14 protein-coding genes are annotated in these 22,823 nt (G+C 40.6%); all 14 read right to left on the bottom strand.

The genetic code is table 11. From position 1 onward, the window contains the following. Positions 1-104: 104 nt before the first annotated feature. Positions 105-1,226 (bottom strand): glycoside hydrolase family 26 protein, encoded by a 1,122-nt coding sequence (locus tag G7051_RS02875; protein ID WP_166198397.1) that lies wholly within the window; start codon positions 1,224-1,226, stop codon positions 105-107. Positions 1,227-1,294: 68 nt separating this feature from the next. Then, complete coding sequence (locus G7051_RS02870; RefSeq protein ID WP_255493301.1) at positions 1,295-2,467, bottom strand: glycoside hydrolase family 26 protein; 1,173 nt, start codon at positions 2,465-2,467, stop codon at positions 1,295-1,297. An 81-nt stretch (positions 2,468-2,548) separates the two neighbouring features. Beyond that, a complete protein-coding gene (locus G7051_RS02865; protein ID WP_255493363.1) occupies positions 2,549-4,846 on the bottom strand; it encodes a glycoside hydrolase family 3 N-terminal domain-containing protein in 2,298 nt (765 codons plus the stop codon). Positions 4,847-4,884: 38 nt separating this feature from the next. Beyond that, positions 4,885-6,054 (bottom strand): AGE family epimerase/isomerase, encoded by a 1,170-nt coding sequence (locus G7051_RS02860; protein WP_166198395.1) that lies wholly within the window; start codon positions 6,052-6,054, stop codon positions 4,885-4,887. After that, entirely contained in the window at positions 6,051-7,448 is a 1,398-nt protein-coding gene (locus tag G7051_RS02855; RefSeq protein WP_166198393.1) for an MFS transporter, read from the bottom strand. Before G7051_RS02855 ends, G7051_RS02860 begins: the two co-directional genes overlap by 4 nt. A 114-nt stretch (positions 7,449-7,562) precedes the next feature. After that, the gene (locus G7051_RS02850; RefSeq protein ID WP_166198391.1) at positions 7,563-8,732 is read right to left on the bottom strand and encodes a glycosidase; all 1,170 of its coding nucleotides are present in this window, start codon (positions 8,730-8,732) and stop codon (positions 7,563-7,565) included. A 51-nt stretch (positions 8,733-8,783) separates the two neighbouring features. Next, entirely contained in the window at positions 8,784-10,064 is a 1,281-nt protein-coding gene (locus tag G7051_RS02845; protein WP_166198389.1) for a cellulase family glycosylhydrolase, read from the bottom strand. After that, complete coding sequence (locus G7051_RS02840) at positions 10,061-11,836, bottom strand: acetylxylan esterase (protein WP_166198388.1); 1,776 nt, start codon at positions 11,834-11,836, stop codon at positions 10,061-10,063. Before G7051_RS02840 ends, G7051_RS02845 begins: the two co-directional genes overlap by 4 nt. Position 11,837: 1 nt before the next feature. Beyond that, entirely contained in the window at positions 11,838-12,833 is a 996-nt protein-coding gene (locus tag G7051_RS02835) for a glycoside hydrolase family 5 protein (RefSeq protein ID WP_166198386.1), read from the bottom strand. Positions 12,834-12,898: 65 nt separating this feature from the next. Further along, the gene (locus G7051_RS02830) at positions 12,899-14,269 is read right to left on the bottom strand and encodes a glycosyl hydrolase (protein WP_166198384.1); all 1,371 of its coding nucleotides are present in this window, start codon (positions 14,267-14,269) and stop codon (positions 12,899-12,901) included. 68 nt (positions 14,270-14,337) lie between these two features. After that, positions 14,338-16,458 (bottom strand): glycan-binding surface protein, encoded by a 2,121-nt coding sequence (locus G7051_RS02825; protein ID WP_166198383.1) that lies wholly within the window; start codon positions 16,456-16,458, stop codon positions 14,338-14,340. 12 nt (positions 16,459-16,470) lie between these two features. Continuing rightward, on the bottom strand, positions 16,471-17,658 hold the full coding sequence (locus G7051_RS02820) for a glycan-binding surface protein (protein ID WP_166198381.1): 1,188 nt from the start codon (positions 17,656-17,658) through the stop codon (positions 16,471-16,473). Between the two features lie 8 nt (positions 17,659-17,666). After that, the gene (locus G7051_RS02815) at positions 17,667-19,322 is read right to left on the bottom strand and encodes a RagB/SusD family nutrient uptake outer membrane protein (RefSeq protein ID WP_166198379.1); all 1,656 of its coding nucleotides are present in this window, start codon (positions 19,320-19,322) and stop codon (positions 17,667-17,669) included. Between the two features lie 18 nt (positions 19,323-19,340). Next, positions 19,341-22,517 carry a TonB-dependent receptor gene (locus G7051_RS02810; protein WP_166198377.1) on the bottom strand — a complete coding sequence of 1,059 codons (3,177 nt, stop codon included), beginning with the start codon at positions 22,515-22,517 and terminating at the stop codon, positions 19,341-19,343. Between the last annotated feature and the right edge of the window lie 306 nt (positions 22,518-22,823).

Below are 22,823 nucleotides of genomic sequence, written 5' to 3'. Positions count from 1 at the left end.
TTTGTTTCAATTCTTTTTTACTTTTTTCTGTAACTTTTAAAATCAGACCTATCTGTATTTATAGATAAAATAACAAAAGAAATTGATATTCAGTAGAGCAAGTTCTACTGAATATCTTTATTCATGAGTATATTTTCTAAAGATACAAATTTTTTAAAATCCTCAGATGCAGGATGCCCCTCAAAAGGTAAATAATAATGCTCAGGCTTTTCCCATGCGTTACGCCAAAACAAAATCCAACTGATTTTATATTTATTGATAACAGGATATACGATTTCTGTAAAGTAAGTAGAGTCGGGGATACCCTCCATCCCTGTTTCTCCGATCGTTGGAAGTTTTCCCGACTTGTTGGCATAATTAGTCACAATTTGGAGATTGCGATCCATACCGGCTTTATATTTTTCGATGTCCTCAGTTGTTTTTCCGGGTACATAAGAGTCGTATGCAACAATATCCACATAGTCATCTCCGGGATAACGTTCCAGATACTCGACTTCATCTTTAGTTTCAGAAGGCGAATAAGCATAGAGCAAATTATGCACATTACGTTTGTCTCTCAGATATTCCACAGTCATAATCCATAGCTGCTTATATTCCTCGGGTGTGCATTGTTTACTTCCCCACCAAAACCAGTCTCCTGTATGTTCGTGATACATGCGAAAAACTACGGGAATAAGTACACCGTTATCATCTTTCAGGTCGAGAAAGAAGTCTGCAACACGGTCAAGCCATTTTATATATTGGTCGTGATTTATACCTCCTGCGAGGATGGTTTTTACAACCGTATCCTGTGCACAATCCCAGGCAGTATTTCCTGTTACCATATTATCGCCATGCCAGCTGAATGTATTAATAGAGCCCATACGATGGATATCTTGTGCATACCTCTTCATATCTGAGAAGTAAATGGAATCCAAATTAAACTCTGCACCTATTTCGAGGTGTCCCAGTTCCCATCCGAACACGGCGGGATAATCTCCCGTTACATCTTTTACATCCGATCTGCCCGCTTCTTTATACCAACTGTGTCCATAAGCCAAGTCGTCCTGATGCCCAAGCATAATACCTTTGTCAAGCCGTTCAAACAAGGTGTTATAAAGTCTTACGGTTTCAGCCGTCGCATTTTTGTCTATAGGTTGTTTGGTATGAATTTCCTCTACTGCTTTCTGTTTACATGCAAAAAGGCTTGTAAATGCTATTGCTGCCAATATTAATTTCTTTTTCATATTTTGTTTCATTTTTTCATATTTTGCGGAGAACGCTTGTAGGGGGGACTACTCCACCCACTAATTTTTTATTGCTTGACGGGCAGGGCAGAGCCACTGCCCCTACTGTCTAGTAAATTGTGACGACTTATATACATATCAGGCAGATCCGATTGGAATAGAATATTCTTATCTTCCGAAAAACGGATGAAGTCCTGAGCCGCAGGATGTCCCACTGTCGGTGTATAATAATGCGTTGGTAAATCGCTTGCATTTCGCCAGACCATTACATACGCAATCTTTGTACTCTGTAAAACGGGCAGCAACACCTGGGTGTACCAAAGCGGATTGCTTACCCCCTCTAATCCTGTTTCGGTTAGAGCTGCAATTTTATTCTTTTTAGTGGCAATATCCGAAACGATCTTTAATTTTTGTGCAGCAAGTTGAGGATCATTTGCACCATCAGGTCTGAAGTCCCAATAATTGTCCATTCCGATAATATCCACATATTTATCTCCCGGATAATACTCCATAAATTCTTCTTCAGTAAAGAACTTACAATCAGGAGAGAAAGCATAAAGCAGATTATGCACCTCCATATCATCCCTGAGATAGGTAACGGTAAATTGCCAAAGTGCAATAAATTCATCTTTCGAACAATGCCCCTTTCCCCACCAGAACCAATCGCCGTCGAATTCATGGAAAGGGCGAAAAATAATAGGAATAAGTTCGTCATTATCTCCTTTGCAATCATTCATGACTTTGGCTATAGACTCCAGATATTGTTTATATTTCGAGTGCAGCTTTCCTTCGGGAAGAATATCTTTTACCGATTCCACAGGATTCTTCTCCCAATAGAAACTACCATCATTAGCAGGATTTTTGCTATGCCACGAAAAGGTTATAATTCCACCTTGACGGTAAACTTCTTTAGTTGCTTTGACCAATCGGTTCTTTATGTTTTCGAATTTTACAGGATCATTTTCTGTAGCAGCTTCAAAATCGAACCCAATCAATGCAGGGTGTTGCCCGCAAAGGTCTTTCACGTCGCTTCTGTTACTGTCGCCTACCCACGATCGACCGTATAAGGTAGCGTCCTGTTGTCCGAAAATAACCCGATCCGATTGTTCTATCTTTTTCAGATTATAAAACAAGGCTTTGGTCTCGGCTGTCGCCAGTGGGTCGACTAAGAGAAAGTCGGAAGCATATATAACAGAGAGCCACAAGAAGCAAAAAGTAAAAGCGATTGTTTTGTGCATCATATGATTAAAGGGTATAAAAGGCGTTTGGTGTTTAACGAGAACCGCTGTAGGGGCTTTCTGATTCAGTCTTTTGACAGATCATTACAAAACCGTGATAACCGTTTTTTCTTTAATATCATTGGATGATGAACCTACTTGCAGCTCAAAATCTCCGGCTTCGATTACTCTCTCACTTTTCAGATTGTAGAAAGCCAGATCATCCAAAGTTAACTTGAATGTTACGGTTTTAGACTCACCTGCTTTAAGAGATACTTTTTCGAATCGACGCAATCTTTTCACATCAGGAACAAGGCTTGCAAATAAATCGCTCGAATAAAGTTGAATTACTTCTTTACCTTCTACGTTTCCTGTGTTCTTTACATCTACCGAAACAATAATTTCCTCTTTCGGATTATTGGCAAAAGACGTTTTGTTTATTTTCAGGTTCGATATATCGAATGTAGTATAACTCAATCCAAAGCCGAAGTGATATTCGGGGTTGAAGTCTCCTTCGTAATTGTAAACACCTTCGCTTCTCTTTTGCTCTTCCGAATGTTTATGATAATAAGGCACCAATGAGTTAGGGAATGCAGGGTATGTATAAGGTAATTTTCCCGAAGGATTTACTTTGCCAACCAATACATCCGCCAAAGCATCCGCACCAAAAATTCCCGGAAGATAGGTTTGAACGATAGCATCTACCTGAGAAGATATTTTAGAGATCACACGAGGTCTTCCTTCACTCAAAACAAGAATTACTTTTTTACCTGTTTTGAGGAACTCTTTAGCCAGTTCTGTTTGAAGATCATTCAAATACAAGTCATCCAAATCTCCCGGTTTTTCGCAATACGAATTTTCACCTAAGCACAAGATAATATAATCTGCATTTTTAGCAGCCGCAATAGCTTCATCAAAACGGTCTTTATGTTCCGTTGCATATTCAGTTGCCGCCGTATAGCTTACACCCGGAACATATGAAACATTTTCTTTGCCATACGTATGGGTAATAGCGTCCAGCAGGTTACTATATTCACTTGCGAATTCATCAATTTTTTCACCTTGCCAAGAGAATGTCCATCCTCCGTTTAGCGATCTTTTGCTGACAGCATTAGGACCCGATACCAATATTTTAGCACCTTTCTGGAGAGGAAGTATATTATTGTCATTTTTCAGCAGCGTAATAGCATCTGCCGCCGCATCATACGAAGCTTGTTGAAATTCTTTAGACCCGAATTGAGGATAATCTTTGCGATATGTATTAGGTGTATCGAACAAGTCGAGTTGCAGTTTCAATAATACGACCCTTCGTGCAGCATCGTCGATGCGTGACATGGGCACTTGTCCTTCGTTTACCAACTCCGTCAATAGAGTGCAGAATTCTTTGTAATCGTAAGGAATCATCGACATATCGACTCCTGCATTTATACTCACCTTAATAGCCTCTTTGATGTTCGGAGCCATGCGGTCACGCGAGTATAATTTGTTGATGTCTTCCCAATCGGTAACGATCATTCCGTCAAAACCTAAATCATTACGCAGCAGTTTTGTCAAAAGGTCGTAACTGGCATGTACGGGCTCTCCGTTGATAATACCCGAATTAATCATTACCGTATGCACTCCTGCATCAATAGCAGCTTTGAAAGCAGGTACATGATATTCCATTAAAGCCGATTGAGGTATATAAGCAGGTGTACGGTCTTTACCACTGATAGGAGCAGAGTAACCGATAAAATGCTTCATGCAAGCAGCCAATTTATTGGGATGAGCTACGTTATTATCATCGCCCTCATACCCTTTTATTAGTTGGTATCCGAATACCGACCCGATATAAGGATCTTCGCCGAATCCCTCATATTGACGAGGAAAGCGTGGATCGATACCCAGATCAAGTACCGGTGAAAAATTCCAAGGAACATTACTCGCACGGGTTTCATAGGCTGTGATCTCTCCCATTTTCTTAGCATGGGCAGGATTCCATGTGGCAGCTAATGCAATCTCCTGCGGAAACATAGTTGATCCTGCTGTATAAGTTGCCCCGTGAATTTGATCGAGTCCGTATATTACGGGTATTTTGGTACGAGTTTCGTTCAATGCTACGTCCTGAATCTGGCTGATAACATTTGTCCACCATTCAGCAGTGCGTGCACGTGTATTGGGCGAATTCAAAAGAGATCCTACGTGGTAGTTTACGATTACATCCCGCAGTTTATCCATATCGAGTTGTAAAGTACTGGTTGGAGGCGTATCCTCTCCTTTGCAGACTGCATCTATACTTACCTGAGCCATTTGACCGATTTTCTCGGCCAGTGTCATTTTAGAGACTATCTCGATAGCTTGTTTGTTCATATCGTTGTTGGTTTGAGCTTGTCCGCCCGATGCAATGCCGAGAGTTGCTGCCATTAATAATACCGTTTTTTTCATGTTGATATATAAGATGTTTAATAAAAAGGCTGGAAAGATTCGATCATTTCCATGCACATACGTCCGTTGTGATAAGGACATTTCCAGAACCCTGCCTTGTCGTCTCGTGTATTGATACTGCCATCCGCAAGTCTGCTCCAATGCCATTCACCATTGCTTTTGTCTACAATAGATTGCTGTATATATGCCCAGACTTGTTCGGCTTTTTCTTTATATCCGGCATTATCCGAAATTTTGTAAGCATACATATAACCCACTACAGCTTCGGCTTGAACCCACCAATGACGCTCTAAGTCTGTATGATTACCATCTTTTTCGTAAATCATACTCCCATCGGTTTGTAAGCCTTCGCTTGCTGCATCGGCTATTTTAAGAGATATTGTTTTTATTTTATCGGTTAATTGTTTATCTCCCAAAACTTCGGCTGCTTCATATAAAAGCCAAGCCGCTTCAATATCGTGACCGTATGATATGGCAGTCGATTTTACATTCCATTCTTCGTCAAAAAACAAGTTGAGGTGATTTGTTTCCGAATCTAATATCTTATCGGTAAAGATGTGAATAAGCTTACGTTGAGCATCTTTGAGTTGCTCATCGTCCCAAATACGGCAAAGGTTGGTGTATGGTTCCAATACATGTAAATGAGTATTCATTGTCTTCTTTTCATTTGCATCCTTATCACTCAAACGTACATCTTCGATAGGTTGCCAATCGTGGGTATAGGCTTCAAGATAGCCACCTAGATTAGGATCAAAGCATTTCTCCAGTAAAAAGAAAAACTCTTTAGCCATTGCCAAAGCTTCGGGATTTGCGGTGGCTCTGTAAAATTCCAAAAATCCGTATAAGGAGAATCCTTGTGCATAGGTTTGCTTTTTGGTATTAACCGGATTTCCCCAATAATCGAGCTCCCAATACACACCTCCGTGAGTTTTGTCAATGAAATAATCTTTGATATAATGAAACGCACGTTCGGCTATTTTTAAATACTCTTCTTTTTTCAGGATGCGATAAGCTGCCGAGAATGTCCATAAAATGCGGGTATTTAGAACAGCACCTTTATTGGCTTTGGAATGAAGTATTTCGTTGCCGTCTATACGACCATAGAAACCTCCATGTTCATTGTCCTGCATCTTTTCGATCCAAAAAGGCAGGATATTATCTGTTAGTTCTTTCTTAAATTCATTCATTTTTGATCCTTTCTCTTATTTGCCAAATCAGTTGTAATTTCTTGTAACTTTTGTTCTGTTAATGGGTACAAACTGATAAATACGACTGATAAAACAGTCCCTATTGCAGGCAAAAAGCTCAACATCATACGTATTCCGTCCTGAGCTTCGACCGTTTGTTCTACATTTGCCTGAAAGCCGAAGTAAGCCAACAACCATCCTGTAAGTGCCCCGCCTATTGACCATCCGAATTTTTGAGACATCGAAGACGAGGAGAATATCAAACCCGTAGCCCTGCGTCCAGTTTTCCATTCCGAATAATCGGCTATATCAGCATACATCGACCAAAGCAGAGGGAATATGCTTCCTGCACATGCACTGATAAGTACTTGTAAGATCAGCATCAGAAGGATATTATCTTTACCCACAAAATAAAAAGCAATACTGAAAACGGTGGCAAACAACATGGCAAACAAATAGGTTTTCTTTTTTCCTATGCGGTTCGAAACAGGGGTAACAAAAAGAATCCCCAAGATATTAGCCCCTTGCCCCAATACTAAATAGATAGTTGTCAGCGAGAGTGCCGAACCAATGATTCCCAAATCGAAAGTATCGGGAGCTATTGCATAATATTTGAAATAATAAACGGCTGCTCCGTCACGAATCGAATTGAATATCAGAGCGGCAATACCGGCTCCCAGTAGTATCCACCAAGGCTTGTTGACAAGTAAATCGTTTACATCTTCTTTCAAAGAATTACCTGTTTCTTTAATCGGGCGGATACGTTCTTTTGTCCACGAAAAAGTACATAAAAAGAAAATGACGGCAATAACGGCAAATACAATAGCAGTCATAGACCATCCGAAAGTCAGGTTGGCTCCTTCGCCGCTTCCGCCGAATAATTTCACCAAAGGTTCTATCAGTATCAAAGCCAATATACTGCCTAAGAATGCAAATATCATACGGTATGATGACAAGGCGGTTCTTTCTTTAGGGTCGGACGACATCACGCCCAGCAACGATGCGTAAGGTACATTGATTAAGGAGTATACCATCATCATCAGCGAATAGGTGATATAGGCATATACTATTTTTCCTGTAGGCGAAAAATCGGGAGTGGTAAAGGTTAATACGCCCAGTACACCGAAGGGAACGGCTACCCATAACAGGTAGGGACGAAATTTACCCCATTTTGACTCTGTTCGGTCGCTGACAACACCTACAATGGGATCGAAAAGTGAATCCCATATACGTGTCACCAAAAACATGGTACCCACTACGGCTGCCTCTATGCCGAATATATCTGTATAGAAAAACATGAGATACATGCCGAACAGCTTCCAGAACATAGACGATGCTGCATCGCCCAGACCGTATCCGACTTTTTCTTTTAATGTGACTTTTTCTGTGTTCATGAGTATTTATTTAATAATCAATTTGAGTTTGTAGGGGTAGAGTTCTGTTCTTTCGATTAATTTCGGATAAGCGGGAGACTCATCCCTACAAAGTGCTAAAAAGGTGTAAGGCCTTTATTTTGTCAGATTTTTTTCGATAAGTTGATTTAAGGTTTGAACCGAAGTTGCCGATCGGTAACCGTCGGGAGCAGTATTCAATACATAATCGAGTAATCTGTCTACAGACGAAACCGCAACGTGCATGCGCGTGTCGCACGATGCATAATAGAGATATACGGTACCGTCATCATCGGCTATCCATCCGTTTGTAAACAGTACGTTCGAAACATCGCCCACACGTTCTTCCTCCCAAGGAGCCATTAAATGCCCTGCGGGTTCGGCTATCAACTTGTTCGGTTGATCTAGATCTGTAAGGTAAAGATATAAAACATATCTTAATCCTGCTGCACAAGCCCTTACACCGTGTGCTAAATGAAGCCATCCTTTCGAAGTTTTGATCGGGTGGGGACCTTCTCCGTTTTTGAGTTCTTTGATCGTGTGATAGTAACGATGGTTGATAATCGTTTCTTCTTTCACTTCGGCATTAGTAATGTCATCTACCAATGCCCAACCGATTCCGCCACCGCTTCCGGCATCAATAAAACCATCTTGGGGACGGGTATAAAGTGCATATTTTCCGTCTACAAATTCGGGATGTAATACTACATTTCGCTGTTGGCTCTTGGTTTTAAGATCGGGTAACCGTTCCCAGTTTTTTAAATCTTTTGTGCGGACAATGCCGGCTGCCGCCACTGCCGACGAAAGATCGTCTGCCGCAGCATTCGGATCTTTTCTTTCAGAACAGAATACACCGTATATCCATCCGTCCTGATGAGCCGTAAGACGCATATCATACACATTTGTATCGGGGTTATCGGTTTCGGGAATAACAATGGGATAGTCCCAAAAGCGGAAATTGTCGATACCGTTGGGGCTTTCGGCAATAGCGAAGAACGATTTGCGATCGTTTCCCTCTACACGGACTGCCAAAAGATATTTACCCTGCCATTTAATAGCCCCTGCATTGAAAGTTCCGTTGATTCCGAAACGTTCCATAAAGAACGGATTGGTTTCGGGTGATAAGTCGTATCTCCAGAATACAGGCGCATGACCTGCTGTAATTACAGGGTACTTATATCTTTCGAAGATACCATTTCCCGGGAGCAAAGGTTCATTTGTACGGGTAACCAATGCTTCATATTCAGCTGTTACAGCCTTTAATCGTTTGTTGAATAGTGCGTTCATATCCAAATGTTTAATCTATTTATAGTTGAATTATAGTATAAGTCCGAAATATTATAGTTTTTGAGTATAGCTTTTGATGACTTTGATGGTCGTATCTGTATCGAAAACAGAGTTTAAACCTTGTTCTTCTTGCGATGGATCACCTACATAATCGTCCCACGGTTCCCAGAATGTGTGAGCAGGTCTTCCGAATCCTCCCCATGTCCAGAAATTACATCCTGCAATCAGACCATTGTTTTCTTTCGAACTTATTATTTTCGAGAAGATATTGGAGTAATATTTATCACGTGCAACTGTAGTATCGTCCAGTGTATATTTGTGATTATCGCGCGGATATCCAAACTCTTCGATAACCATAGGCTTGTTTAGCTTTTTGGCAATAGCCAGATGATTATCAATGTATTTATCGGTTTCAGTGATTGCTGTATCTACGGATGCTACTACTTGGGTGGGATCAATCCAGCTCCAGTTTTTAGGCCAGATGTGAATGGTCAGATAATCGACATTCGGGTCTGAATTGATTTGTTCGAAAAGATTCATATCTTCTTCACATCCCTTAGTACCCTCATTACCCAATGAGATGAGGTGATTAGGATCAAGAGAGCGGATAAGAGCTGTAGTTTCTTTCAACCATTTTACGAATGCAGGTTTACCCTCATCGCTGAATGAGCGAGGCTCGTTACCTACCTGCCATGACATGATTGCCGTATCGTCAATATATTTCTTTCCCGTATACCGGTTGGTTCTGGTAATAACGTGCTTTACATGATTCAGAAACGAGGTATGGCAACTGTCGCAATCGGCATATTGGGCAACATGCTTTACAAATACAGGCCAGTCCTGAACCCCTGCTTCGGGTACATCGCCACGTCCTGCCCAATTGAGATACTGTCCGTATCCGCCACTCCATTCCCAACTGTTGTTAAGATAAAGTACCGCATACATATCCCGTTTACCCAGTTCCGCCATGAGGAAGTCTAACCCGTCGAAAATAGTATCGTTATACACTCCCGGTTCAATCTGGAGCGTTGGCATAACTTTTACCTTTTGTCCGCTATGTCCGTCGGCACCTACAAGAACCCGAAGATTATTGATGCCGTTTTCTTTCATAAAATCAAGCTCTTTAAGTAATCGTTCACGGTTACCGCCTTGCCCTTCGGAACCCAATATAGCCCCGAACCAAAAGTTAGTGCCGATAAAGTAGTAAGGCTTGTCGTTTATCGTAAGCTTGCCTTCCTTCTGCTTTACGAAAGAGGGAGCAGTTACCGCTTTCTTCTCGGAGCAGGAGAATAAGCTTAAAGTTAAAGCTGCAAGTAGAATCAGTTTTTTCATTGATCTTTAAAGTTTAGTGTTTCTTTTATATAAGCCATGGCTGCATCATTGTATTCTTTACCTACACTGTGTGCATGATGCGGAAAAGCCATCCAGCGTTTTTTTGATTTTACCTGATTGTAGGCTGCAAAATTGATGTGCGGAGGACATACATTATCCTGTACTCCAATGCCCATAATAAGAGGGCATTCTATCCATTGAGACAGATTTTTAATGTCGAAATAAGATAAGAGATTATATACATCTTCCCATTTTGCTTCGGGATGATCTTTCATATACTCATCAAAATCGCTTTTAGGCCAGGGAGCAATTTTAAAATAGTCGGGATAGTTCGATAGGAACGGAATATTAGGAGCCGCCACTTTTACACGTTTATCGAGCGATGCAGCCACAAATGACAATGCTCCACCCTGACTTCCCCCACGCACGGCTATCTTATCCGAATCAATTTCGGGACGCGACGAAACAAAGTCCAATGCACGTACTACATCCATAAATGCACCTCTGTAATAGTAGTCGTCTTTGTTATCAAGACCATAGGTAATCCATTTCCCAAAACGGTTGGTTGGTTGATTCAACGCCTGTCCTCTCACCGAAAGAACGAAGTATGCAAAACCATCCCACCATTGGTTTGCCGGATAAGGAGACGATCCGTAACCCATATATTCAACAATAACAGGATGTTTGCCTTCCTTTTGAGGTTTGGCATAATATCCTCTGATGAGTTCGTTCCCGAAAGAATACATTTCAACGAGATACATATCGTATCCGTGTTGAGAATATTCGGGCTTTAAAGTCAGCTTATAATTAGGGGCTACTTTTGCCAGTTCTTTAAGGTTGTTATCCCAAAATTCTTTAAAGTCGACCTTTGCATCGATGGGCGATTGTATTTTCTCAGGTTCGTAACCCACATTGAATTTCTTTTCTGTAACAATTTCGTTGTTGCGTTTCAATTGCACGGTATATCTGTAAAATCCGGGTTGAGGGTTTGCCAGTTCAAAAGATTTGGAATAGGTTTTCAACCCTTCAATGGAAATGTTCAAAGAATCCGACTTGACAGGCTGATAATCGTCAGTAGTCAATGTGACAATTAATTTCCCGTCAATATCCCAATTGTTTTTGTTCTCGATATTTGTGGTTATTTGTATCGGGTTTTCGCCTAAAAATATATAGTCGGAATCGGCAACGGCTACATCTAGTAAAATTTTATCATTGGTTTCGGCAGTTGATATGGATAGTTTTGCTCCTTCCAGAAAACCGCCTACATTCCAGCCATCGTGAAATTTGATAGCAATAAGATTATCTCCTCCGTAATTTACTTTGTCTGAAGTTATCAGATAGTTTCTTTCGTTATCAAAGTAACCCATGTAGTTTTGAGGAAACTCTCCTGTTTTACCTACCGGTTGACCATTGAAATATACTTCGTCGCATGCAGCCAATCTGCCCAGATGAAGTACTAATCCTCCTTTGTTTTTGATTCCTTCCTGTAAGCTATCCGATAACTGTATGGTCTTCCGATACCATCCAAAACCATTGTCTAATGATATGTTCTGATCTTTTAGTAGTTTCTGTGATGTGACTTCCTGCCAGTTTTTATCATCAAACTTAGTATCGAACCAAGCACTGTCGGTTCCTTCACCTGCGTGAAAACGCCACGAGTCAGAATAGCTCTCTGTTATTTGGGGGCTGGTATCTTCTGCTATTTTGGTTTTGCAGGATAGTATTAATCCTGCTGTCACGATCAGAAGAAAATAGTTGGTAATTCTTTTCATTTTATTTGTTTTCTTTCTGCAATGTGTTTCGTATAATTTTACCCCATTCTTTCAGATCGTTTTCAGTCCATCCATAAGCGGGCGATTTTTTTGATTTTATCATAGAGCATGTTTCGTTTTTATCTGCAATTGACCATGCTGCCCAGCTGATTCGGTGACGGCTCATCCATTCCTTCCATGTATTCCATTCCTCAAGATTGATAGCGCCGTCGCCATCGGCATTCATTCCGGCACATTCCGAAACGAAAATGGGTAAGTCCTTCGCAAGAGCATAATCGGCTCTTTCTCTCAGCTCTTGTTTGTGAGTAGCTGCATAAAAGTGAAGGGTATACATAATATTATCATAACCACTGATAGGATTATCTGCTGCCAGATGTATATCCTGATCCCAATGAGGTGTTCCGACCAATATTACGTTATCTTTATCTATTGACCGGATTGTTTTGATTATCTCCTCAGAATATGCTTTGACCTCCTCCCATGAGTCATCGATAGGTTCATTATAAATTTCGTAGATGATATTCGGGTAATCTTTGTACTTTTCGGCAGCCAGAGTGAAAAATGCTTTAGCTTCTTCTAAACGAATATGATGACTGTGCCAATCGATAATTACATACATATTGTTCTCGATAGCTGCATCTACTACATTGGTTAAACATGCAATCGAAAAGTTGGGATTATCTATATATCCTTTCTTGGGGTCTACGCCTATTGCTGCTCTGATAAGGTTACAGTTCCAGTCTCTTTTCAGCCACGAAACCGTACTTTTATTATAAAATCGTGGCCACCAATTGTGCCATCCAAGACTGACTCCCCGAAGAACGACAGGTTCTCCCGCCTGATTAACCAAAGATGTTCCCTGTACCGACAGCTTGCCGTTTACAGCCACAAAATCACTCTTATTTCCCTCTATAGGGTTATTTGAAAAGCAACCAACGGGAAATACCGATAGTAATGTAAGTATCAACCCTAAAAGGTATATAGAAATCTTTTTCATACACGGAGAATTTGTTTTAATAGTCCGCTAAAACTTCAGCGGACTATTAAATTATACATGAATCCTTATTTTAGTGAAGGCATCTGATCTCTGGTTATCACCTTATCAGATGCAAAAGCATCAGTCCAAAATACTTTAGTAGCATGAGAGTGTTCCGATTCGTCAGTTGCATTATAATCGTACCAAGGCATATACCACGACCATTTGGCATTGGCACTCCATTGTTGGGATATATTCGCAACGTTTCCACATTCGCTGAGGGTGACCATTTTGTTCGGATAGGTTTTTCTTATGCTAAGGTATTCTTTGTAAATGGCAGCGGCATCTTTTTTATTGTAGATATCCCGTCCGATAATATCTACATAAGCATCTCCCGGATACCAGCTATTGTCATTGGTTTCGGTAGTCCATACCCAGATAAGGTTGTTGATTCCTTTGGCTTTGAATGTTTCGAACATCAATATCCAAAGTGCTTTATACGAATTGGCATCTTTAGCTCCCCACCAGAACCAGCCTCCTGCGGCTTCGTGCAATGGTCGCCATATTACAGGTATACCTTTTGCTTGCAGAGCCAATAGATGAGTAGCCACTTTGTCAAGATCGGCTTTTATGATTTTATTTTCATCAGTTCCATCCTGAACAGCTTTTGTAATGTCAAAAGAAGTCTCACCTTCGCCATTGTTTTTTCCTGTGTAATAGAACCCGAAGTTTGAAGTGCCCTCAATAAGTACATTCCAATGCCACATAATTGAAATCAACCCTTTGTTGTTCCACCAATTTTCGGCTACTGTAGTATTGCTGTAATCGATCCAATTGGTTGGCGAAGCGTATAGATGTACAAAGTCGAAAGTATTGATCGCAGGATATTTTCCTGTCCATCTGTAAACCCTGTCGGCTTCATCGGTATTCCAGTTCACTTTAGCCATAGACCCCGATATAATTTTGTTTCTGTAGTTTTCCAACAGAAAATTAAATACATTGTTTGCTTGAGCCGAAGCATTGGGCATAGCCAGAGTTTTAGTTAAAGCAGGGGCTTCACCCGTATTGAATGACAAAGTGATATCTTCTTGATTAAGTAAGCCCGGAACTCCTTTGATTGCCCCTTTAGTTATGGTTAATGTATATGGAGTTTTTTCGTCTAACCCGTCTAACGTAAAGGTTAGTGTGTCGCCCGAAACGGATGAACCTGAAATGATGGCATTATTTATGCTTACCATACCCAAGTTTACTACGGTCACTTCCCTGTCGAAAATCAACCTGATAGTGTTATCCGTAAATGATACTGTTCCTCCTGTTGCCGGGATTGAAGACAATAAAACCGGAGGCTCTTTATACCTCTGTGTGCCTGTTACTTCGTCATCGTCTTTGCAGGAGAAGGACAGAAGTGCAAAAGAGATAATAAGGAATAATTTTGTTGAAAAAAGATTCTTTTTCATAGATATTGTATTTTGTTATCAGTTAAGCCTTTCTTGTCGGAAAGACTTAACTGAGTTTATTATTTTACTTATTTCTTTTGATATCTGAAGTTATCAAGACTTACGTTTGACCAATCGAAAGACGAAGAATTGATATACATACCTGTATCGGTTTTACCTCCCGCAGGAGCCGTACTGATACCCAAAGTGGAGAACGACCATGTTACGGTAATCCATCCTCCGCCTGTAGAAGCAGTCACGCCGTCAGAAGCCATGGGGAAGAAACCAGAATCACACCATCCCCATACTCCGTTTATAGCCATTTGTATTGCATAATTTCCGGGAACAAAGTCTTTGGTGATTTTCATATCGGCTTTTACTACATAGTCTTTAATATTGGGGCAAGCGGGAAGTGCAAGATTGTTATTTGCCCATAACCAAGTACCCGATAATGCACCTGTAGGTGTTCCTTTGTAGTATGTGTTTCCGTTTTCTTTAAGGAATTGTCCAATACCACCCCAAAGTCCCCAAGTCCAGCTTACATCTTCAAAATCGGCCCATACCAATGATGGATCAACAATCGGTTCTTGCCCTGTAATATTGATAGTAGTGGCGGATTTGAATTCTTTACCCTCATAATTTACCATCTTAACCGTTTGTGCACCCATAGTTGCTTTTTCGGGTACTATCAGTGTGATTGAAGTAGCACTGCGTGTAACATAAGAGGTAACTTTGGTACTGCCGAAGTAAACAGACTCTACTGTATTAAGATTAGTTCCTTTCAAAGTAATTTCTTCGCCCGGTCTCGCTTTTTCGGGCATAGAACTGATAACCGGATTGGTCGAAGGTGTTATATTCAATGATATGGTCGACGCTACGGTTGCCTCATTTACCAAATGAAGGGTAATAGTTCCGCTTGTAGCAGTAGTTGGTACGGCTACGGTAAAGGATGTCGCACTTGTTGGTGTAACAGTTGCAGAAGCACCTCCACCAAATGATACGGAGCGAACCAAATCGAGGTTAGTACCTTTTATGGTAATATTCTCACCTGCTGTAAGATTTGTAGGCGTGATGCCTGTAATTGCCGATTTCACGGTGGTATAAGCCTTTTCTACCGTTTTGGTCGATGCTGTATGAAAGATTAAGTTTCCATCAGCGGCTGCCAGAGGAACATCGACTGTTATTTCTGTCTCGCTTTTCGTTTTAAGAGCAACAGCATCTTCAACATTAGGGAATGTTATGTTTGTAACTAAATCGAGATTAGTACCCTGTATGGTCATAGTTGTACCTCCTTTAACGGGAGACGGAGATAGGGTTGAAATAGTGGGCAGACTCATGGTTATTGTACCAGCTTCTACTTCTAATCCCGAATAAGATACAAGGGTAACTTTACCATCCTGAGCATCCAGAGGGACGGTTACTTTTAATTCGGTCACTTCTGTGTATGGGTTCTCTCTTGCAGGAATTGCAACTTCGAGATTGCTTGCGAATTTAACTTTCTCTATCAAATGAAGGTGTTCTCCTTTGATTGTAAGCTCCTTTCCTGCTTTAACTGTAGCAGGAGATATAGAAGTTACTTTAGCCGCAGCCACGGTAAGATCTTTATCCGTGTAGACAAGTATTGGCATTTCAGCTCCGTTCGAAAGAGCTATTTTTCCGCTTTGTGCTCCCAGTGGAACAATTACACTGAGCGTATCGCGTCCATATTTGCCGTCTTCCGTGCGGTTCAGAGAAACAACCGTGTTGTCGGTAAACACTACTTCCCTGATGAGGTTCATGTAATCACCCGTAAATGTAATTCGGTCACCGGCAATAACCGATGTTACATCTTCGGTTCCTGTTTTATGAAACTTAGTGATAACGATAGGTTCACTAAAAGTAAGTTTTGTTTTAGTGGTAATATCACCGTCCGAAGACTTTAGCACAACAAAACCTGTAATTGCATTCTGAGGAACGGTTATTTTAATTTCATCATTCGAAATTCTCGTTATTTCGGTAATCGAAATATTATCGGGAAGTACCACTTCTGTTACCTTATTGAGGTTTTTACCCAGAAATCGAAGTTCTCCACCTCGTAAAGCCGGGCTGGGTCCAAAAGCTTCAAGATATGGGCTGCTGCCGTCGTCATCTTTGTTACAAGCCGAAAAGCTGTAACCCATGGTTATAAGCACAAGTACAAATGTGCAGTATATCAATATATTCTTTTTCATTGTTTCCGATCCTTATTTGTATTTTACTATTCGCATATTGTCTATCCATAACTTCACATTGCTTGTTCCATCGGCAGCACCGAAGAACATGGCATGTAAATCGACTAGCTCATTCAAGTTCGAAATGGCACGTTTATCATCCGATTCGTCTTTGTTATACTTGAAATCGGTTAACGGAATAGTTACGGTTATCCAACCATCAGTTACAAAATTTGACTTTACGCCACTATTCAAATAAGGTTTCCAGTGAGCTTGCGGATCAGCTCCGTCAACATCGTGTGTGTCTTTATTCTTGGAGAACCACAATAGGAGAGGCGTATCGTGCCATTCATGTACATTAGCTTCAAATCGAAGAGCAAGGTTCTCTATATCACCTTCCGAAACTATGGGTTTGCGAGTCGGGTTATTAAAATAAAATTGCAGAGGATTGGCAGGCCAAGCCCATGACCCGGTTGATCCTTCCAGAGCCATATATTTTCCTGTGGGGCCACCTTGACTGGCAAAAGCACTTAATCCCCATGTGTTCCATGATGTTTCTTCAAAATCAACAAAGATTACCGTTGTCGGCGTTTGAACATTATTATCGCGGAAACTGAATGTAGAACGTGTCGACCCGTAGATGGATTCAACGGTTATGGGACCTGCTTTAGAGCCATTAGGAACTTTAACCTGAATTTGGGTTTTGGTAAAGTTAGCTATTTCGGCAGCCATGTTTCCATTGAAAAAAACTTTGGGCTCTAAAAAGAAGTCTCCGTTAATGACGGCAATATCACCATCAGCAACGTATTCGCATGTTAGAAAATTGAGTACAGGTGTGGGAACATCTACTGCAAAATCGAACAGCGATTCTATACCACTTCTCGTAACAAGCCGTATCTTATTGGTAACTTCTGTCGGAATATCATTCGGAATAGTAACCAAGATAGCATTGTTCGTTACAAATACAGGGTTTACTCTTGCCTGTTGATCGTTAAACCAAACTTCTCTTACATTCGAAAAGTTGTCACCTATCAAGGCTATTGTATTGCCCAGATAAGCACTTGTAATAATCGAATCAGACTGAGCTGCACTTGTTGTGCGTACATATCTGATTACGGGTGTTGCACCGTTATCGTCATCGTTGTCACAAGCTGTAAATATGCCTGCTATAAAAGTAAGCATCACAGCCAGTAATGATATATTTTTTATATATGTTTTCATGGTCTTAATCAATCGTTAAAAGTGTAATCAACTGCATCTTCTTTAAAGCGAGGATTGCCTGTAAGTGCTTCTGCCGGAATTGGAAGAAACATCTGGGAATCGTATACTCTTACAAATCCTGCTGCGGGTTCGAACTCCTCGTAATTGTTGTTATTATTTTTATCTTCAGCCGAAGAGTAACCGTCTTTCAGAACATATATTAATTCGCGTTTTTGGCTGTTCAACAGGGCAAGTGCTGCACTTGGGTTACGATAATAATACCGTTTGATATCCAGCCAGCGAAGTGCTTCGAAAGCAAATTCTAAACGGCGTTCTTTAAGAATACTTTCAAATGTTAGCGATGTTGCTTCGGTAAGACCTGCACGGTCACTATGTACGGCATTGAAATACTCTAGAGCTTTAGCATCACTAGTGGATGCACTAGCACCCAGTACAGCCTCTCCATACATCAGATAAACGTCAGCTAAACGGATGATGTGAATATTATTTGCAGCATCCTGATTTAAGCCGACCTTATTATCTGTATCCGACGCTTTACCAATTACATATTTTTTGATATGTGCCAGTACTTCGTTTGGATTTTCGTTATCAGCTTCCACAAAATTGTTATATGTATAACCTCCATTGACTTTGTTAAGCATCGGATATTTATCATTTTGTTTCATATATGTCCATCTGCGACGAACATCTTTTTGCTGATCGAAAGCTTTTTGAAGGTCAATAGTCGGCCCTTTTCCTGCTCCCCAGGTTTGGTCGGCTATAACGGAACTTCTCGAAAAGTTGGTGTTACGCGAGTTACCGCCTCCGTATGTTCCGGTTTGGCATTGTATCGCAAATAATGATTCGCTTACATTGTTGCCTTCTACTGTAAATAAGTTTTGGAAATCAGCATCAAGAGTTCGCCCGCTATTTTCGATAATCTCGGTACATAATTCTTTCGCTTTGGTGAAATGAGCAGTGGCATCACCGTATACTGCCGAATTGCCTACAGCCGAAGCTGCATAAGTCAGGTGTACTTTAGCCAGCATTGCTTTGGCTGCCCATTTAGTCGCACGACCCAGTTGAGCATCTTTGTCGGGAAGGGTATTTGCTGCATATTCAAGATCACGAATCATAAATTCATAACAGCTTTTGCGTGTATTCTTGGGTACAAAAAGATTACCCGATACTATTTTCTCTGTCGAATTCTCTATAATAGGCACTTCGCCCCAATATTCGGTGAGGTAATAATAAGCAACTGCACGTACGAAACGTCCTTCGGCTACAGCCCTGTCTATTACTTCCTGAGAAACATTAGTTGCTGCGGGAGGCATATCGTTAATAACCGAGTTTGCATACGATACTACACGGAATAATCCTTTCCACCCTCTGGTAATATATGCATTACCATTGTTATAACTGAAAAAGAAGAACTGACCTTCCTGATCGTAAGTATAATAAAGGTCACCTGCCATTTGATCTCCGGCAAGCCACATGAACTGACTGTGAAAATCCCACCATACACTACCGTATAAGGTGGCAGTATTGGCACGTATTTTCGATTCGCTATTGTAATAATTGTCTGTAGTCAATGAATCTTGCGGAGTGACTGTTAGGAAGTCGTTGCAAGATGCTGTCGTCAATAGGATAACAGCCAGACTTATATATTTTATAATTTTTTTCATGATTGTAATTCCCTTAATTTAAAAACCTAGATTTAGTCCGAATGTGAACATACGAGGAAGAGGATAGTGTCCCATGTCGATGTTTTGTAACAAAGAGTTTTGATTGTATGCACCGATTTCAGGATCATAGCCCGAATAGCCTGTGATGGTGAAAAGATTTTGCCCACTTACATAAACTCTGAGCCTGTCGATATTTAATTTGCTTACTATATTTTTAGGTAAAGTATATCCCAAAGAAATATTGGCAAGACGAAGGAAAGAACCATCTTCGATAAAACGATCCGACATACGGTTGTTTCGGTTTACATCGTTAGTTGCAGCACGTGGAACGGTTGCCGATGGATTGAGAAGATAAACATTGTTGGGGTCGGTAGCAGAACCAAGAGGATCACGCAAGCCGATCTGAGCACGACCAATTACGGCAGTCGATTGATTATTCCAGATACTTGTTTGCCCCTCGATAAGCACACGTGAGTAGTTGAGAATGTCTCCGCCTACCGATCCGTTCATTGCAATACCTAAATCGAAGCTTTTAAATGTAAAGTTATTGTTGAATCCGAATGTAAAATCAGGATTCGGGTCGCCTATTATAGTCTGGTCATTGGTATCAATAATACCATCGTCATTTAAGTCTACAAACTTCATGTCACCAACCCATACACCTCCGGTCTTGTTTACATAATTTACTTTGCTGTTTGTAGGGTCGGCCTTTTGTACCGAATGATTCAGTATGTCTTCTTTATCTTTAAAAAGACCCTCTGTTTTGTAACCGTAAAATACACCTAACGGCTGACCGACTTTGGTTATTGTTGCAGTCTGAAATTCGGAATACCAGTTTAAGCTACCGTAAATAGCCTGACTGTCATCGTTAAGTTCTTTCACCTTTCCTCTGTTCAGCGAGAAGATAACGTTAGATGTCCAGTTGAAATCTTTATTCTTGATAATATGTGTCGAAAGTGATATATCGATCCCTTTATTGTCTACACGTCCAATGTTTGCGTAAGGAGCCTGAATATCGTTGTAATCTGATCCTCCTAAATAACTGGGTATCGAAATTTGTAACAAAAGATCCTTTGTGCTTTTAGAATACACATCTACCGTCAGGTCTACTCTTCCTCCGAATAATCCTAAGTCGACACCTGCATTATATTGAACCGATGTTTCCCATTTCAAATTGGGATTCGAGATTTTTGTTGCACGGTATCCTGTTCCCAAAGGAGTGGACATGGCAGACATGGACGACCCGAAAAGATATGTTCCGATATTGGAGTTACCTACCATACCATATCCCAAACGAAGTTTCAGGTTAGAGATGTCTGTAAGGTTTTTCATAAAAGACTCTTCGGTAATACGCCAGGCGGCTGCTAACGATGGGAAATTTCCCCAACGGTTATCGGGACCGAATTTAGATGATCCGTCACGACGCATAGTCGCTGTTAAATAGTATTTGTTATCGTAATTGTAATTAGCACGACCGAATACCGAAACTTGAGTTGATTCGTCTTTCCAACCCGAGTTCGTTTCGTATGATCCGTCAATACCAATCACATGTATATCATCAGTTGTCAGATTATTCTTTACCAACTGGGTTCCTTCCCATGCCGATTTCTGGGCTTCAAATCCCGCCATCAGATTCACATTATGTTTTGTATTGAATGTTCTATCCCAGGTCAGGTAATTTTTTTGAATCCAGAAAATCGATTGATCTTCACGTTGCATGATGCGGTTAATGTCATTCTTCAATGCTCCCCAATGAAAAGTAGGGTGAAACGCCTTATTGGTATTATTAGAGGCATCAAACGAATATTCAGCCCTGAAAACCAAACCTTTTGTTATATCTGCCGATGCATAAAAATTACCCATCGTACGATTGCGAAGCAGTTTATTATTACGTTGCATAGCTATTGCAACAGGATTCCATGAAACACCTTCAACCGATTCGGGGCCTGCATAATTGCCATCCATATCTCTAACAGGTACATTGGGACCCATCATAAGAGCAGACATAATAACACCGTCGCCGCCATCATTGAGAGTGATTGTTTCATTGGTTCGCGAATAAGCAAGAGAACCACCCAATCTGAGCCATTTACGAGCCTGAGCATCGAAATTGAAACGGGAGTTGAAACGTTCGAAGCCCGATCCTATAACAATACCGTCTTGGCTATACCATCCACCCGAAGCCGAGAACTGAATTTTATCAGATCCTCCGTTTGCCGAAACATTATGGTTTTGTGCCCATGCACTACGGAATACAGCATCCTGCCAGTCTTGTCCTTTACCTAATAATGAAGGGTCTTTAAAATAATCAGAAAGAGTGTTACCTAAATCAGCCGATAATTGTTGTTGGTAAACAGCATATTGACGAAGATCCATCATGTCGAGTTTTTTAGGTATGCTCGATACTGATGCAAAACCATCATAATTTATTTTCACCTCACCTGCTTTACCGCGGCGTGTTGTAACTATTACAACCCCGTTGGCTCCAGCCGATCCGTAAATGGCAGAGGCAGAGGCATCTTTTAATACATCAATGCTAACTATATCACTTGGAGCAATTGCAGCAAGAGGGTTTACTTTGTTTTGTCCGTTCGATCCTCCTGCCCAGTCGAAACCTGCAATCTCAGTACCTGAGCCTTGCATCGGAATTCCGTCAATAACATAAAGAGGTTCATTGTCAGAAGTAATAGAACTTGCACCTCGAATACGTATCGATGTGGCAGCTCCGGGAGTTCCCGAGTTGGATGTCACCTGTACGCCGGCAAGTCTTCCCTGTAGAGCCTGATCGAGATTCGCTACAGGCATTTCTCTTAGTTTGTCACCATCTAAAGAAGAAACAGAACCAGTCAGGTCTTTCTTTTTCATGGTTCCATATCCAACAACAACAATTTCACTTAATGCTACATTATCATCTTTTAATGCTACATTGATACTTTTGTTTGATTCTACTTTCACACTTTGGCTTAGCATGCCCAGAAAAGAGAATGTGAGAACGTCACCTTTTTTAGCTTTTATACTATAGCTTCCATCCAAATCAGTAATTGTAGATGATTGAGACTGATTTTTGACAGTTACTCCGACTAATGGCGAACTATCATTTGCGTCCGTCACTTTTCCTGTGATCAGGAAATCCTGAGCATGCACAAGGGCGGGCATGACACAGAATAGGAACAAAAAATAAAGGATTTTCTTCATGGTTTACCTATGATTTACAATAAAGGTTAAATAATATATACAAAACATCGTAAAAGTATTTATAAGTAGACTACATAACAAATGCTTTATTATCTAATAGTGATACTTTTTTATCCATATTGTTTCTTTGTTGTTATTCCCATTTCAGATGTATTGCTTTATGTATAGTGTTTTGTATGTTTTTTTTTCTTTTGGTATTCATTAATATTAGTATATTAATGATACTTTATTGATGTGTATGTTGATTAAAAAGTACCACTTGAGTTATTGGGGATAATTTATTGATTTTTATAAGTTATTTTATAT

Origin of the sequence: Dysgonomonas sp. HDW5B (genome assembly GCF_011299335.1) — a bacterium.
Lineage (GTDB): Bacteria > Bacteroidota > Bacteroidia > Bacteroidales > Dysgonomonadaceae > Dysgonomonas_A.
Note: the sequence above shows the minus strand (reverse complement) of the source record. Positions and strands in the feature narration are given on the sequence as shown.